This is a genomic window from Bounagaea algeriensis (assembly GCF_054491375.1).
Genome location: NZ_CM137102.1, coordinates 1,328,909 through 1,344,042, shown reverse-complemented (window position 1 = coordinate 1,344,042; position 15,134 = coordinate 1,328,909). Strand labels below are relative to the sequence as shown.

The 15,134-nt window shown below is 73.5% G+C and carries 12 protein-coding genes; 6 read left to right on the top strand and 6 right to left on the bottom strand.

The genetic code is table 11. The features are described 5' to 3' along the window. Positions 1-57 precede the first annotated feature (57 nt). On the top strand, positions 58-474 hold the full coding sequence (locus ACVGV2_RS06170) for a hypothetical protein (protein ID WP_459165078.1): 417 nt from the start codon (positions 58-60) through the stop codon (positions 472-474). Positions 475-531: 57 nt separating this feature from the next. Here the strand turns inward: ACVGV2_RS06170 and ACVGV2_RS06165 are convergent, their stop codons facing one another. Continuing rightward, the gene (locus tag ACVGV2_RS06165; RefSeq protein ID WP_459165077.1) at positions 532-1,626 is read right to left on the bottom strand and encodes a cobalamin biosynthesis protein; all 1,095 of its coding nucleotides are present in this window, start codon (positions 1,624-1,626) and stop codon (positions 532-534) included. 262 nt (positions 1,627-1,888) lie between these two features. Between ACVGV2_RS06165 and ACVGV2_RS06160 the strand changes: the two genes are divergently transcribed. The 4 genes from ACVGV2_RS06160 to ACVGV2_RS06145 are packed head-to-tail and all read left to right on the top strand — an operon-like array spanning position 1,889 to position 10,145. Further along, a complete protein-coding gene (locus tag ACVGV2_RS06160; protein WP_459165895.1) occupies positions 1,889-3,409 on the top strand; it encodes a TIGR02677 family protein in 1,521 nt (506 codons plus the stop codon). Positions 3,410-3,422: 13 nt separating this feature from the next. Then, positions 3,423-4,661, top strand: a complete 1,239-nt coding sequence (locus ACVGV2_RS06155) for a TIGR02678 family protein (protein ID WP_459165076.1) — start codon at positions 3,423-3,425, stop codon at positions 4,659-4,661. After that, a complete protein-coding gene (locus tag ACVGV2_RS06150; RefSeq protein ID WP_459165075.1) occupies positions 4,658-8,869 on the top strand; it encodes a TIGR02680 family protein in 4,212 nt (1,403 codons plus the stop codon). The genes ACVGV2_RS06155 and ACVGV2_RS06150 overlap by 4 nt, the downstream gene beginning before the upstream one ends. A 22-nt stretch (positions 8,870-8,891) precedes the next feature. Next, positions 8,892-10,145, top strand: coding sequence for a DUF2399 domain-containing protein (locus ACVGV2_RS06145; protein WP_459165074.1), 1,254 nt, complete (start codon positions 8,892-8,894; stop codon positions 10,143-10,145). 131 nt (positions 10,146-10,276) lie between these two features. Here ACVGV2_RS06145 and ACVGV2_RS06140 read toward each other — a convergent pair whose 3' ends face one another. From ACVGV2_RS06140 to ACVGV2_RS06120, 5 genes are all read right to left on the bottom strand, one after another. Beyond that, positions 10,277-10,438, bottom strand: coding sequence for a hypothetical protein (locus tag ACVGV2_RS06140; RefSeq protein ID WP_459165073.1), 162 nt, complete (start codon positions 10,436-10,438; stop codon positions 10,277-10,279). Positions 10,439-10,630: 192 nt separating this feature from the next. After that, complete coding sequence (gene dgoD / locus ACVGV2_RS06135; protein WP_459165072.1) at positions 10,631-11,776, bottom strand: galactonate dehydratase; 1,146 nt, start codon at positions 11,774-11,776, stop codon at positions 10,631-10,633. A gap of 46 nt (positions 11,777-11,822) precedes the next feature. After that, on the bottom strand, positions 11,823-12,572 hold the full coding sequence (locus tag ACVGV2_RS06130) for an IclR family transcriptional regulator (RefSeq protein ID WP_459165071.1): 750 nt from the start codon (positions 12,570-12,572) through the stop codon (positions 11,823-11,825). 120 nt (positions 12,573-12,692) lie between these two features. Beyond that, positions 12,693-14,018 (bottom strand): IS701 family transposase, encoded by a 1,326-nt coding sequence (locus ACVGV2_RS06125; RefSeq protein WP_459162755.1) that lies wholly within the window; start codon positions 14,016-14,018, stop codon positions 12,693-12,695. A 178-nt stretch (positions 14,019-14,196) separates the two neighbouring features. Continuing rightward, positions 14,197-14,781, bottom strand: coding sequence for a TMEM165/GDT1 family protein (locus tag ACVGV2_RS06120; protein ID WP_459165070.1), 585 nt, complete (start codon positions 14,779-14,781; stop codon positions 14,197-14,199). A gap of 89 nt (positions 14,782-14,870) precedes the next feature. On the opposite strand from ACVGV2_RS06120, the gene ACVGV2_RS06115 reads away from it, so the two are divergent. After that, a complete protein-coding gene (locus ACVGV2_RS06115) occupies positions 14,871-15,053 on the top strand; it encodes a hypothetical protein (RefSeq protein WP_459165069.1) in 183 nt (60 codons plus the stop codon). Positions 15,054-15,134: the final 81 nt, after the last annotated feature.

The following is a 15,134-nucleotide window of genomic DNA, read 5'->3' as shown; positions in this document are numbered from 1 at the left end:
CCAGTGAACGCGCACCAGTGCACGGCCACCGCCACGCGTGCGGGCACGCGGTGAGCAGTGCAGGTCGACGAGTTGGGGACGGCTCAGGCGCGCAGCGTTGCGGAGGCGCGCACGATGGCCCGGAACTCGGCAGCAGCCGTGCTCGACGTGCCGCTCACCGATGTCGACGTGACCGTGACCTTCGAGGTGGGCGGCGCACTCGAGCAAGAGGTGCAGCAAGCTCGCGAAGCCACCTACGAGGCCGAACTGGCTCAAGCGGAAGCCGCTCGGACGTATCGCAAGGTGGTCGCCGACATGAAGGCCAGTGGCTTGTCGGGCGCTGACATCGCCGCGATCCTCGAGTTGTCCCCGCAGCGCGTGTCGCAACTGGCGAAGCAAACCCCGGAGCAGAGCCGCGAGCGCACCGCGGCACTGCAGGACTGGGCCCGTCAGCGAGGTCTGGACGCACCCGGGCACAAGCGCACACCAGCATGACCCGCACCCGTCGGCGGTGATCCCCGCGATCAGCACGTGCGCGCCGGCGCGCTCCCGTCAGCGCCCGCGGCGGAGCGTTCCTGCCGCCAGCGCCACCCCGGCGGCCAGCGCTGCCGAAGCCGCACCCACAGCGCGGGACAGCCGCACCGCGCGGGCGACGTCACCGGTGCCGGCGGTGCGTCCCCGCCCCATGACCGGCCGCTGCTCGGCGCGTTCGGCCGCTTCGCCGGAGGATTTGCCGGCCGCTTCCGCAGCACCACCGGTAGCAGCACCACCGGTAGCAGCACCGCTGGCAACCCCGCCGTCGGCAGCGCCGCCGGCAGCCGCACCCTCGGCAACCGGCCCTCCGGCCGGGGCGTTGCGGTAAACGGTGCGCCCGCCGAGGCGCACGTCGAGCGCCCCGGCGAACGAGGCTTCCAGCTGCCCCGCGTTCGGGCTCGGGTGCGCGGCCGCGTCGCGGTGCCGCGTCCGCAGGGCCCGGGCCACCGAACCGCCGACGAGCGGGGCGCACACCGCGGTGAGCGCAGCGCCGGCCCGGGCGGGCAGCGCGTTCGCCGCGTCGTCCAGGCGCGCCGCGGCCCAGCCGAAGTTGCGGTAGCGCGGCGAGACGTGCCCCACCATCGCGTCCAGCGTGTTCACCGCCCGGTAGCCGATCAGCCCGGGCACGCCCGCGACCGCGCCCCACAGCAGCGGGGAGACGACCGCGTCGCCGGTGTTCTCCGCGAGCGATTCGACCGTGGCGCGCGCCAGGCCTTCCTCGTCGAGCCGGGCCGCGTCGCGTCCGCACAGGTGCGCCAGCCGCTGCCGCGCGCCGGGAACGTCTTCGCCGGTGAGCAGGCGCGCCATCACCGCGGCCTCACCGGCCAGCGAGGCACCGCCGAGCACGGCCCAGGTGGCCGCGGCGGTCAACGCCGCCTCGGCGGCCGGCCACCTGCGGGTGCAGCGCTGGGCCGCGGCCCCGGCGGCGACGCCGCCGCCGACGAGCACGGCCGCGTAGCCGGCTCCGACCGCCCGGTGGTCGCGGTGGATGCGCTGCTCCAACGCGTGCGCGGCGCGTCCGAACAGCGCGACCGGATGCCCCCGCCGCGGGTCGCCGAGGGCCGCGTCGGCCGCTGCGCCCACCAGCAGCCCGACGGCGCGTGCCGTGCTCACGTGCTGTCCTTCCGTCGACGGGGTCGGCGATCGCCGGAGCCGGCGACCGCGCGCTCACGCTACCCGGCCGGGGGATCACCAGTGCGCACGCCTGACAGGTGCGCGGCGGCAGCCCCGGCACCCGTTATCGTGGCGGACCGTGACGGCCCCGGATCACGAAGCGGACGTGCTCCGCGCGGGCGTGGCGGGCACGACCGCATCGGATTCCTCCGGTGCCTGCACCGCGCACGCCCCGGAGCAGGACGCCGACGGCGCGCGCCGGCTGCACCTGTTCGCCTACCTGCAAGCCCCGGAGCACCGCACGTACCTGGCGATCATGCGGTTGTTCACCTCGACGCTGCTGGCGGACCTGTCGGCCGGCGAGGTGGCCGCGGCGTTGGCGGCTGCCGAGCGGGAAGGGCGCATCGCACCCGGCGAATCGGGCACCGACACGGTGCTCGACCGCTTGCGGCAGCTCGTGCGCTGGGGAAACCTGGTCGTGGGGCGCCGGGAGACGATCGCGTCGAGCATTGCCGAGTTCCAGCACGGCAGCGTGCGCTACCAGGTGAGCAAGCTGGCCGTGCGGGTGCAGCGCGACGTGGACGCGCTGCTGCGCGTGCCGGAGGGCGCCCGCGAGATCTCCCGCGAGCTGCTGCCCGCGATCGACCGCGGTCTGGGCGCGATCCGCGCGCGGTTGGCGGAGGCGCTGGCCGCCGAGCAGCGCGATCCCGGCGGCGTCGAGGCGGAGCAGGCCACCGAGCGGTTGTCGGAGCAGGTCACCACGGTCTTCCTGCAGCACGCGGAACTGGCCGCCACCGTCCGCGACTTCTACGCCTACCTCGGGCAGGTGGTCACCCGGCACCAGCTCGCCCCCGAGGAGATCTCCGGGTTCCGCAACCTCCTCGTCGACTACATCCACCGCGTGGTGGAGGACGTGCTGCGGCACACCGAGACGATCGGCGCCGCGCTGGCCGCGTTGGCCGCCCAGCGCGGCGACCTGCTGCGACTGTTGGGCCCGGCGGAGGGCTTGGGCGCCGACACCGAACGGGCGCGCGGGCGCACCGCGGCCGACTGGCAGGAACTGACCGACTGGTTCGTCGACGCGCCCGGACGGCCCAGCCAGGTCGCCGCGCTGCGGGAGGCGACCGCCCGGGCGATCGGTTCGCTGCTGGCGACGGTCAAGCGCGCAACCTCCGGCGGCGGGATCGTGCCGGGGCGGCGCGCGGAACTGCTCACCCTGGCGCGGTGGTTCGCCGAGGCCGGCACCGAGCAGGCGCACCGGTTGGCCTCCGCCGCGTTCGGCCTGCACTCGGCGCGGCACCTGCTGCCCGCCCCGGACTACGACAGCGACAACGAGTCGGTGCCGTGGCGGGACGGCCCGGTGCTGGACGTGACCGTCAGCGTGCGCGGCCGCGGCGACCGGGGCGCGCGGGGGCGCACCTCGCGGGTGCTGGACGACCCGATGACCGAGCACACCCTGCTGGCCGAGGCGCGCGAGGCGGACCAGCGGCGGGGTGCCGCCGCGGCGGAGCTGGCCGCGGCCGGGCAGGAGCTGCCCGCGCACACGCTCTCGTCGGAGGCGTTGAGCATGCTGTGCGAACTGCTCACCCTCGCCATGGCCCAGCGGGAGACGCCGGAGGAGACCGGTACCGCGGTCGACCCGGTGCACCGGCTGCGGGTGGTGGTGCGGCCGCGGCCCGGGCAGCACACGCACGTCCGCAGCGGGGCGGGGACGCTGACGCTGGCGGACACGGAACTGGACGTGGCCGGCGAGACCGGAGCGCAGCAGGAGGCGGCATCATGAGCGGGGCGGCGTCATGACCGCCGGCGAGGTCGACCCGGTTCCCGGTTTCGCCGAACTGTCCGACATCGACGCGGCGAACGTGGTGCGCTGCGTGCGCGTGCTGCTGCGCCGTCCGCTGGTGCGGGCGGGCGGCCCGGACGGCGACCTGCTGCCGCTGATGTACCACCACCGCTCGGTGCTGCAGGAGCTCTTCGGCGCACTGCTCGGCTACCGCCTGGTCGTGGAGCGCCGGTTCGCGCGGTTGGTCAAGGCGGGCGCGGGTTCCGACGGCACTCGCGGCGAGGCGTCGTTGACGCCGCGCGGCTACGCCTACGTCGCCCTGGCGCTGGCCGCGTTGACCGGCATCGGCCGCCAGGTGCTGCTGTCCCGGCTGGTCAGCGACATCCGCGCGGCGGCGGTCGAGGCGGGCGTGCCGGTCACCGACGACCAGGCGGACCGCCGGGTGCTCACCGCGGCGTTGCGGCACCTCGTCTCGCTGGGCGTGATCACCGAGACGGAGGGGACGGTCTCGGCCGAGTCCTCCTCGGAAGCGCTCATCACCATCGATACCGACCTGCTCGGTCAGATCGTGGTCGGCCCGGTCGGCGCGGTCTCCTCCCCGGTGGAGTTGATCGAGACCACCGCCGCGCCGTCGTCGGACGAGGTGGAGCACGCGGTGCGCCGGCGGTTGGTGGAGGACCCGGCGGTGCTCTACGCCGACCTGCCCGCCGAGCAGGCCCGGTGGCTGCGCAACCGGCTGGGGCGGGAGGCGCACCTGCTGGAGCGGTTCTTCGGCCTCGTCGCCGAGACCCGCTGGGAAGGCGTCGTAGTCACCGACCCGGAGGACTACCTCACCGATGTCGTCTTCCCCGGACCGAGCACCGTCGCCCGCATCGCGCTGCTCGCGCTGCCGCAGCTGCTGTCCGACGAGCCCCGCGGCGACGGCCGCCACCCGGTGACCCGGCGAGAACTGTCCGAGGCCTGCCGCGAGCTCGTCGAGCAGCACCCGTCGGCGTGGTCGCGGCAGGCGACGGAGGACCACGAGCAGCTGGTGAACGGCGTGCTGTCGCTGCTGCGGCGCCTCTCCCTGATCACCGCGGGCGAGCAGGACTGGCTGCTGAGCCCCGCGGCGCACCGGTGGCTGCCGCGGGCGGACGCGGCACCGGCGACGCGCGAGGCGGAACCACCGCCCGAGCCGGAGCCGGAACCGGCCGACCTGCCGTTGTTCGACGCCACGGAATTGGCCGCGACGAAAGAGGACACGCAACGTTGAGCCCAGATTCGGTGTCGTCCGCCCTCGAGCGCTCCGACGGGCGGGGGCCGTCCCCCGGGGAACCCGCCGGGGAGTCCGCCGGCGAGTCCGCCGTCCCGGCGGACCGGTGGCGGCTGCACCGCGGCGGGATCGTGAACATCTGGCAGTACGCCGAGGCGACGTTCGACCTGTCCGGTGGCCGCGGGATCTTCCAGGGCACGAACGGTTCGGGCAAGTCGCGCACGCTCGAGCTGCTGCTGCCGCTGTGCCTCGACGGGGACCTGCGCCAGCTCGGGTCGAAGGGTTTCGACACGGTGAGCGTGCGGCGACTGATGCTGGACGAGTACCCCGGCGGGCCGAACCGCATCGGCTACGCCTGGGTGGAGCTGCGCCGCGTCACCGAGGCCGGCGCGGAGGAGTTCCTCACCTGCGGCGTCGGGGTGAAGGCTTCGAAGTCCGCGCAGGCGATCAGCGATTCGTGGCGGTTCATCACCCCCCGCCGGGTGGGCGGGGATCTGCAGCTGGTCACCGCTGATCGGGTGCCGTTGAGCGCGGCCCAGCTGCGCGAGGTGATCGGCGCGGACGGCGTGCTCGACGAGCAGTCGTTCCGCGCCCGCGTGGCGGCCGCGGTCTACGGCATGCCCGCCGCCCGCTACGGCGACCTGCTGCACCTGCAGCGCACGCTGCGCAACCCGGACGTGGGGCTGAAGGTGCTGGAGGGCCAGTTGGAGAACATCCTCTCCGACGCCCTGCCGCCGCTGGACCCGACGTTGGTGGAGCGGCTGGCCACCTCGTTCGACGATCTCGAGTCGATCCGGGAGAACATCCTCGGGCTGGCCGAGTCGGACGAGGCGCTGCGCGCGTTCCTGACGACCTACTCCTCCTACGCCTTCGGCGTGCTGCAGGGCCGCGCGCAGGGGGTGCGCGACACCCGGGAGAAGCTGCGCAGGCTGCGCGGCGAGATCGCCGAACTGGAGCGGACGTGCACCGAGCAGCGCCGCAAGCGGGCCGCGGCCGAGGAGACCGCGGCGGAACTCGAGCAGCGCGACGGCGAGCTGGAGTCGAGCATCGACGCGCTGCAGGCGCACCCGGCCTACCGGGAGCTGCAGAGCGTCCGCGACCGGGAACGCCTCGTCGCCAGCACGCGGGCGGCGGCGATCACCGCGCTGGACACGGCGAGCAAGCACCGCACGCAGGAGAACCGCTCGGCCGAGTCGGTGGTGGGCATGCTGCGGCGGCTGGGCACCGACGCCGAGGCCGCGGGCGAACGCGCCGAGCACGCCGCGCACTGCCTGCGGGCTGCCGGGCTGGGCGGTGAGCTGGTGCCGCGTCCACCGGCGGTGACCGCCGCGGAAGCCGGGACCGAACGGGTGGCGGTGCGCACGGCCGTCGAGGCGGACGCCGAGCCGCTGCACGTGGACCGGCTGCACCCGCCGCGATCGGACGCCGACGGGCTGGCCGCTTCCTTCCGCACCGTCACCGGCGCTACGCAGCAGGTCGCCGAGGCCGCGCGGGAACGCGCCGCGCTGGCGCTGAGCCTGCACGAGCGCGCCCGGCGGTTGGACGGCGAGCGCGAGGAGGTCGTCGAGCTGCAGCGGCGGGCCCGGCAGGCGCAGCTGAGCGCGACGGAGGCGGTGGGCCGGCGCAACCAGGTCGAGCAGGACCTGGCCACGGCAGCGGCCGTGTGGGTCGAGCAGGTGCGCAAGTGGATCGCCGAGTGGCCCGCCGGTGACGCCGAGGACGCGCCGGAACCCCCGGCGGTGGACGACGTTCTGGGCGAGCGCGCGGTGGCGCGGCAGGCGCGCGACCGCGCCCGCGAGTGGGCGCGGCCGCGGTTGAACCGCCAGCGGCAGCACGTCTCGGGGCTGGAGCAGCACATCGCCGAGCTGTACGTGCAGGCGCGCACGTGGGAGGACGAGCTCGCCGAGCTGCGCTCCGGCTCCGAGCGCGTGCCGGACCGCCCGCAGTGGGCCGCGGCCGAGCGGAACCCCCGTGCCGGCCGGCCCTTCTACGAGCTGGTCGATTTCCGCGCCGATCTCGACGCGGCGGCCCGCGCCGGGCTGGAGGGCGCGCTGGCCGGCAGCGGACTGCTGACGGCGTGGGTCACCGCGGACGGCGCGGTGCACGGCGGTCCGGACCTGCTCGCCGTCGAACGGGGTGCGCGCAGCTGCGCGGGACTGGACACCGCGCTGGTACCGGCGCCCGCCGAGGACGGTCCCGTGCCGGCGCAGCGGGTCGCGGAACTGCTCGCCCGCGTGGGTGTGGCCGCCGCGGTCGGTGGCACCGAGGAGGTCCTCGTGGTCGGCACCGACGGCAGCTGGCGTGCCGGGGTGCTGTGCGGATCCTGCCCGAAGGAGGCGGCGGAGTTCGTCGGGGCCGGAGCTCGCGAGGCCGCCCGCACGCGGCGCATCGCCCAGCTCGAGGACGACCTGGCCCGGCTGCGCGAGGACATCGGCGCTGCGGAGCGGCAGCACCGCGACACCAGCGAGCACGTGTCCCGTCTGGAGCGGCACGTCGAAGCTTTCCCGGACGACGACGAGCTGCTGACCGCGCACGCCAAACTGGACGGTGCGCGGGAGGCGGTGGAGTCGACCGGCGCGGCCGCGACCGATCTGCGCCAGGAGCACGACCAGGCCGAGCGGCGGTGGCAGGCGGAGCACGCCGAGCTGGTGCAGGAGGCTTCGCAGGCGGAGCTGCCGTCCGAGACCGGGGCGCTGGAGGCGGCGCACCGCGCGGCCACCGAAGCGGTGTCGGCGATCGAGGAGCTGCGCACGACGGTCGATTCGCGCTGCCTGCACACCGTGGTCGAGTTGCACGAGCTGCTGCTGCGGCACGACGCCGCGGTGGCCGACCGGCTGGAGGCCGAGTCCCAGGCGGAGCAGCGCTGCACCGAGCACGCCGAGCAGGAGTCCGGGCTGGCCGAGCTGAGAACCGCGCTGGCCGACGACACGCAGGACATCGACGGCAAGATCACCGAGCTGGAGTCCGAGCGCGGCGAACTGCGGCGGCGCCTGCCCGCGCAGCGGGAGGAGGTCAGCGCGCTGCGCGAGTCGACGGCGCGGTGGGAAACCCAGTTGGAGCACGAGCGCTCCCAGCTCGAGGGCCGGGAGGAGGCGGCGCAGAAGGCGCTCGAGTCGCTGCGCGCCGCCCTGCGCACCCCGGGGTTGTGGACGGCGGCGTTCACCCCGCAGGACGGTGCGGAGAACCCCGATCCGCAGGCAGCACCGGAACCGGAGCAGGCCGTCGAGGCGCTGCTGGCCATCTCGCGGCGCTCGGCCTCCGAGGCGGCGGTGCTCAACCGGGTGCAGGCGCTGCAGCAGTCGCTGAGCGCGGGTTACGACATCGCCGCCGGCGAGCGGGACGGGGTGCTCACGGTGACCATCACCGGTGACGAGGGGCCGCAGCCGGTGGCGGAGGCGGCGCTGCGCATCGCTGAGCGTCTCGCCGAGCAGCGCGGCTACCTCAACGAGCGCTACCGGTCGATCTTCGCCGACTACCTCGTCCGCGATCTCGCCGACCGGCTGCGCGGGCAGATCTCCACGGCGGAGCGGTTGTGCGAGCGGATGAACGAGGTCCTCGAAGGCGCCCGCTCCAGCCAGGGCGTGCACGTGCAGCTGGACTGGCGCCCGTCGACGGCGCTGGACGAGGACCTGCGCCGGGCCCTCGACGCGGTCCGCACCCCCGCCGCGCAGCGCGGGCAGGACGAGGACGCCCTGCTGCGCCGCGTGTTCACCAAGCTGATCGAGTCCGAACGGGACAGTGCCGCCGGCGGTTACGCGGAGGTGCTGGCGCGGGCGTTGGACTACCGGTCGTGGTTCACCTTCACCGTCCGGGTGCGCGACACCGGCCCGGACGGGTCGGCGCGGGTGCGGCGGTTGCGGCAGCTCTCCTCCGGGGAAACGCGGCTGATCTCCTACGTGACGTTGTTCGCCGCGGCCGCCGCGTTCTACGACGCGGTGAGCGTCTCGGCGGCGGATCTGCGGCCGCTGCGGCTGGTGCTGCTGGACGAGGCCTTCGAGCGGCTCGACGAGCCGACCGTGGCGCGGATGCTGGAACTGCTCGTGGATCTGGACATGGACTGGCTGATCACCTGGCCGAGCGGGTGGGGCGTGTCGCCGAAGATCCCGCGGATGCACATCTACGACGTGCTGCGACCGCGCAGCGGGCACGGCATCGCCTGCACGCACACCACCTGGGATGGTCAGCAGCTCGAGCGCTCCGACCGGTAGGCGGACCCGTACCCTGGGGACGATGGGCATCGAACAGGACCTGCGGGCCGAATGGGACGTTCCGCCGCTGCGCGGTCTGTGGCAGCGCGCCCGCGAGGCGCTGGAGTCACCGTCCGCACCGCCGACGTTCCGGCTGGAGCTGCCGGACGACGAAACGCGCCGGATGGTGGGCGAGCTCTACGGCCGTCCACTGTGGGGCGAGGGCACGCGCATCAACGTGTCCAAATTGGACGCCGCGGTGCGGGCGAGCAAGTTCGGGGTGGGCCTGCACGAGGTCGTGGAGATCCTGCACGACTCCCCGCTGGAACGGGCCGAGGACGCCGAGACCCTGGCCGAGCGGCGCTACGCCGCCCAGTACGAGACGTTCCGCCGGGCGCTGGCCGCGCACGAGCTCGACCGCGCCGCCTGGGCCGCGACCTGGTGCACCTGGGTGTGCCAGTTCGGCCGCGTCGCCGAGGCAGATCAAGAACCCGTGGCCCGGCAGGCGGCCGCGGTGCTCGCCGCGACCGCGGGCGAGCCGGCGCAGCGGGGGTGGACCTGGCGCGCCGAGCTCGCCGCGCGCGCCGGGGCGGCCGACCTGCTCGACGAGGGAACCGCGCTGAGCCGCGTGGTGCTGCGCGGGCTGGCCGAGGCCCACGGGTTGGCGGCGCCGTCGAGCGAGCGGGAGCGCCGGGCGGTGTGGGAGCACGCCCGCGTCGCCGCCGACGGGATCAGCGACCCGGTGCTGTGCTGGGCGCTGCCGTGGGAGTCCGCCGAGACCGCGGCGCTGCGCACCGGCTCCGGCGCACCGGCGCACGTGACGCTGGCGGACCTGCGGGCCGCGCCGGACCCGCTCGTGGCCGCCGGGACGACCGTGGCGGTGTGCGAGAACCCGCGGGTGCTCGAAGCCGCGCTCGCCGCCGGGCTGCACCACCCGCTCGTGGTCGTGGGCGAGCACATCTCGCCAGCGGCGCGGGAGCTGCTCCGCCGCTTGTTCACCGCGGGCGCCCGGGTGCGGGTGCACGCCGACTTCGACTGGGTCGGCCTGCGCGTCGCCGGCGCGCTGCACGCCGAGGGCGCGCGGCCGTGGCGGCTCGGAGCTGCCGACTACCGCGCCGCCCTCGACCGGGCCGCGGCCGAACGCCGCGACCTGGGCGTGCTCTCCGGAGAGCCGGTGCAGACCCCGTGGGATCCGCAGCTGTCCGAGCTGCTGGGCACCGCAGGACGCACCGTGGCGGAGGAGGCGGTGCTGCCCGATCTGCTGGAGGACCTGCGCACCGGGTTGGATCAGCAGTAGGGTTTGCAGCGGGGATTGCTGAGTCGTCGTGCCGGTCGAGGCGTTCGGCTGCGGCCGGCTGGGAAGGTCCTCCTGCACAGCTCTCGTTCCCGGTGCTCGACCTCGAGCAGCCGCGGACGGGGCTGGGAGCCTCAGCCGGTCAGGTTCTGCATGAACGTGACCACGGACTCGGCCGAGCCCCGCAACCAGTCACCGACACCGCCGACCATGTCCGCGGATCCGACGGGGTTGGTGAACACCGCGTAGCCCACCAGCACGAGCACAACGATTCCTGCGACCTTCTTCGGTTTCACACCGGCCTCCGTGTCTGACCTGCTCGTTCACGGCTCGCCCCGGGGCCCGGGGAGGCTGCGCGCACGCCGCGTCGCCCGCGGGGAGAGTACCTTCCCGGGGACCAGCGCGGTCCGGCCGCGGCGGAGATCACAACAGCGGTCCGCCGGAGCTGCGAGGTCGCGCGCCTCGGCTCCCGCGGGCGCAGCACCTGCTCACCACTCGGCGAACGACCCGTCGTCGTGGCGCCACACGGGGTTGCGCCAGCGCGGGGCGCGCTGCTCGGCCTCGGCCACGACCTCCTCGTCGATCTCGATGCCCAACCCGGGTCCCGTCGGGCGCGAGACGTAGCCCGCCGAGTAGTCGAACACCGAGGTGTCGGCCAGGTAGTCGAGCACGTCCGAACCCTGGTTGTAGTGGATGCCCAGACCGGTCTCCTGGATGAGCGCGTTCGGGCTGGCGAAGTCCACCTGCAGGCTGGCGGCCAGGGCGATCGGGCCGAGCGGGCAGTGCGGGGCGAGGCCGACCCCGTGGATCTCGGCCTGCGCGGCGATGCGGCGGCACTCGGAGATGCCGCCGGCGTGCGACAGGTCCGGTTGGGCCACGGCGATGCCGGAGCGGAGCACGTCGGCGAAGTCCCACCGGGAGTACAACCGCTCGCCCGTCGCGATCGGCACGGTGGTGCTGCCGACGATGCGGGGCAGTTCCTCGGAGAGCTCCGGCAGCACGGGCTCCTCGACGAACAGCGGCCCGACCTGTTCGAGTTCGCGGCACAGCCGCCGCGCCAGCGGCGGTGCGACGCGGCCGTGGAAGTCGACGGCCACATCGCCGTGCGGGCCGAGTTCGTCCTTGACCGCGCGGGCGCGTTCGACGGCCGCGTCGATCTCCGCGGTCGTCTCCAGCGGCCGCATCCGCCCGGCGACGTTCATCTTCACCGCGGAGAAGCCCTCCCGGACCCGCTGCGCGGCGTGCTCGACCGCCGCGGAGGGCTCGTCGCCGGCGATCCAGGAGTACACCCGCATGCGATCGCGCACCGGACCGCCCAGCAGCTCGTGCACGGGCACGCCGAGCGCCTTGCCCTTGATGTCCCACAGCGCCTGGTCGATGCCGGCGACCGCGCTGGACAGCACCGGTCCGCCGCGGTAGAAGCCGCCCTTGGTCAGCACCTGCCAGTGGTCCTCGACGCGGCCCGGGTCGGTGCCGACGAGGTAGTCGGACAGTTCGTCGACGGCCGTCCGGACCGTCTCGGCGCGGCCTTCCACGACGGGTTCGCCCCAGCCGACGATGCCCTCGTCGGTGTCGATGCGCAGGAACAGCCAACGCGGCGGGACCTGGTACGTGCGCAACCGGGTGATCTTCACGCTTCCTCCTCGATTCCGGCGACCGCCGTGCCCGGCGGAGCGGGCGTCAGTGGCGCGGGGACGTGCCGAGTTCCGCGCCGAGCATCGCGGCGGTCTCGCGCAGTTTGGTGACCACCGCGTGCTGCTCCTCGGGTTCCGGGCGGGCGCGCACCGTGGTCACGGACACGGCGGCGGCCACCTGCCCCGGGTTGGCGGGCACTGCCACGCCGACGCAGTGCACCAGCGGTTCGAATTCGCCGTCGTCGGTGGCGTAGCCGCGTTCGGCGACCCCGCGCAGGTGGCTGCGCAGCGCCTCGGCATCGGCGAGGGTGTGCTCGGTGTAGCGGGTGAAGCCGTGCTGCGCGAGCAGGTCGTCCCGGCGCCGCTCCGGCAGGCGCGCCAGGATGGCCTTGCTGGCCGCGGCGGTGTGCAACGGCACCGTCCTGCCGACGCGCGACCAGGTGCGGATGGACGCGGGGCTTTCGATCTTGTCCACGTAGAAGATCTGGCCGTCGACGAGCTGCGCCAGGTGCACCGTGGCGCGCACGTCCTCGGCCAGGGCCACGAGCCGCGGCCGCGCGATCGCGCGCAGGTCCATGTCTTCGAGCACCTGCTGTCCCAGGTCGGCCAGCCGCAGCCCCAGCCGGTAGCGGCCGTCGGCGCCGCGTGCGAGCACTCCGGAGTCGACGAGGGGTTGCAGCATGCGCAGCGCGGTGGAGCTGTGCACGTCCAGCTCGCGGGCGAGTTCGGAGATCTTCATCGGCCCGCGGGTCAGGACCTCCAGCGCGCGCACCGCTTTGTCGACGGTCTTCGACATCGTTCCCCTCCCCGCGACCAACCGCTCGTGCAGCATGAACATACACTTTGCACATGCTGCAGCAGCAGCGGTGCCGGTGGAGGACATTTCTCGAGAAACGTCGGCGGTGGGCTTTGGGGGTTATGTGGCTGCTTCGGCCCAGGCTTGGTGGATGGCGAGGGTTTCCTGTGGGGTGGGTGTGCGCTGGGTTTCTGGTTGAAATTGTGCGGCGATGATCAGGCGGCGGAGCTTGACGAGCATGTCTTGGTAGGCGGGTTCGGTCTTGCTGGTGTACCAGGGGGCGGCTTGGCGTCGTTGTTGCACATCGCTGGGGTTGTGGCCGGCCAGCGTGTACCACACGGTGGTGAGGCTGTAGGTGATCAGTCCGAAGGGCACAGTGCGTTCCACGGCGTGGGTGACGCGGTTTTCGGCGTGGCCGACGCCGGCGAGGTGTTTGGCGTCGTGGAAGGTGACTTCGATGGCCCACCGGGCGGCGTACCGTTCGATGAGGAGCTCGGCCGGGCTGTCGAGGTCGGTGGTCACCAGCGCCACATCGTGGTTGCGGCTGCGCGTGACTGTGGGTTCGCGGACGCAGATGAGGCGGATGTGCTGGTCGCGGAGCACGCCGGGCCAGAGGCACCGGCGTTCACAGATGTCGATGGCCGCGGTGCGGCCGTAGCGGGTGACGGTTCCGGTTCGCCAGGGCCCGGTTGCGGCGATCGCGGTCGGTGTGCCGATCTTGGGGCCCTTGTAGCGCGGGCGACCGACCCCGGGTTGGGGGGTGTGCACCGCGTAGAAGGCGGCGTTGCTCCGGGGCCGCACGGTCACCGTCACCGTGGGGGGCATGCCGCGCCAGTAGCGGGTGCCGTACAACGCATCAGCGACGACATGCACCCGGCGTTGCGGATACGCACCCGCGATCTGTGTGATCAACTCGCGGGCGAGGGCGGGTTTGGACGGGGCCTGCTCGGCACGGGGGTTCCACAGCCGTGCCAGGATCGGCAGACACACCGGGCGGGTGGCGAAGGGCAGCGTGATCAGCACGCCGGCCACGACCCAGGTGTGGCCCCACGCGCTGGCCGCGCCCGGGCTGGCGCTGGTGGGATCTCGGTGCCACGCGGTGCCATGCGTCTTACGCCCCGCCCGGCGGAACAGCGTGTCATCGACGGCCACCCGCACCGGCTCCTCCGGGCCCAGCACCCGGTCGACGATCACCGACAGCAGCTTCAGCCCGACCCGGTCGACACTCCACACCGCGCGGGAGAAAAACCAGTGCGCCCGCTCATGGCGCCACCGCCGGGCCAGGCCGGCCGCGGTGAGCATGCCGCACACCGTGGCCCGACCGGTCTGACTGATCATGCCCGTCACCAGCACGACAAACGTGGCAAACGACGGCGCCGTGAAACACGGCCGGAACACCTCCACCAACACCGCGAACGAACCGGGTAACCTCACCGGCCGGAGCATCGGCGGCACTCTCCTTACCGAGACGTGATGAGCAACCGCCGATGCTCCTTTCCATGATCAACCCACGTCACGCTGACACGCCGAAACCCAAAAACCCCAAAGCCCACCGCGGACATTTCTCGAGAAATGTTCCCCACTACCCGGGAGGTGAGGACGGGCGGAGCTGTCGTCGCCGCGCTCAGGCGGTCGCCAGGCCGGTGAAGCCGCTGGCCAGCAGCCACGCCCCGGCGAGGCCGAACAGCGCGGCGGCGCCGTAGCGCACGGCGCGCTCCGGCAACTTCCTGCCGAGCACGAGACCGAGGCCGACGGCCAGCGCATCGGCGAGCACCATGCCCACGGTCGAGCCGAGCCAGGTGCCGAACCAGTCGTGCTGCGTGGCGAGCGTGACCGTGGCCAGCATCGTCTTGTCCCCCAGCTCGGCCAGCAGGAACACGGTGGTCACCAGCAGCAGCGCGGACATCGCGGGGCGGCGCGCGCGGCGCTCGTCGTCCTCGGTGAGGCGATCACCCCGCAGCGTCCACAGCGCGAAGCCGAAGAACGCCGTCCCGGCCAGCACGGTGACCCAGTCACCCGGAACGACGTGGCCGACGCCGAAGCCGAGCACCACCGACAGCGCGTGCACCACGGCGGTGGCGAGAGTGATCCCGAGCAGCACCTGCCACACGCGGTACCGGGTCGCGAACGTCATCGCCATCAACTGCGACTTGTCGCCGAGCTCGGCGACGAAAATCGCACCGGCGCTGACCGCGAAGCTGACCAACATCGCCCGTGCTCTCCTCACTGCACCGGCGGGCGATCCCGCATTTTCCGCCCGCACCCGGTCCGCGTTCCGCCAGCCGCACAACATCCCGCGTGGATACCGAACTACCTGCTGCGCAGCGGATTCCCCACGGCGACGAACGCGGTCCGACCCCTTTCGAGAGCGAACTGTACAGGCGTTCCCGAGAAATTAAAAACATTGCACGGCAGCACCCGGAGAACCTGTTTATCGGCCCATTCAAAACATTTCTTTCGGCGCGCCGAGAAAAATTGTGACCCGTGCCTGGGCTTTCCTTTTCGGCAACTGCTCGCGCAGCCTTCCGCCGCCCGCGGACCCCTTCCCCGCGACCACCAGGA

Bases quoted from the DNA above. Each gene is read 5' to 3' on its own strand.
- ACVGV2_RS06125 (WP_459162755.1), bottom strand. From the start codon at position 14,018: ATGCTCCGGCCGGTGAGGTTACCCGGTTCGTTCGCGGTGTTGGTGGAG.
- ACVGV2_RS06130 (WP_459165071.1), bottom strand. From the start codon at position 12,572: ATGTCGAAGACCGTCGACAAAGCGGTGCGCGCGCTGGAGGTCCTGACC.
- ACVGV2_RS06120 (WP_459165070.1), bottom strand. From the start codon at position 14,781: ATGTTGGTCAGCTTCGCGGTCAGCGCCGGTGCGATTTTCGTCGCCGAG.
- ACVGV2_RS06145 (WP_459165074.1), top strand. From the start codon at position 8,892: ATGGGCATCGAACAGGACCTGCGGGCCGAATGGGACGTTCCGCCGCTG.
- ACVGV2_RS06155 (WP_459165076.1), top strand. From the start codon at position 3,423: ATGACCGCCGGCGAGGTCGACCCGGTTCCCGGTTTCGCCGAACTGTCC.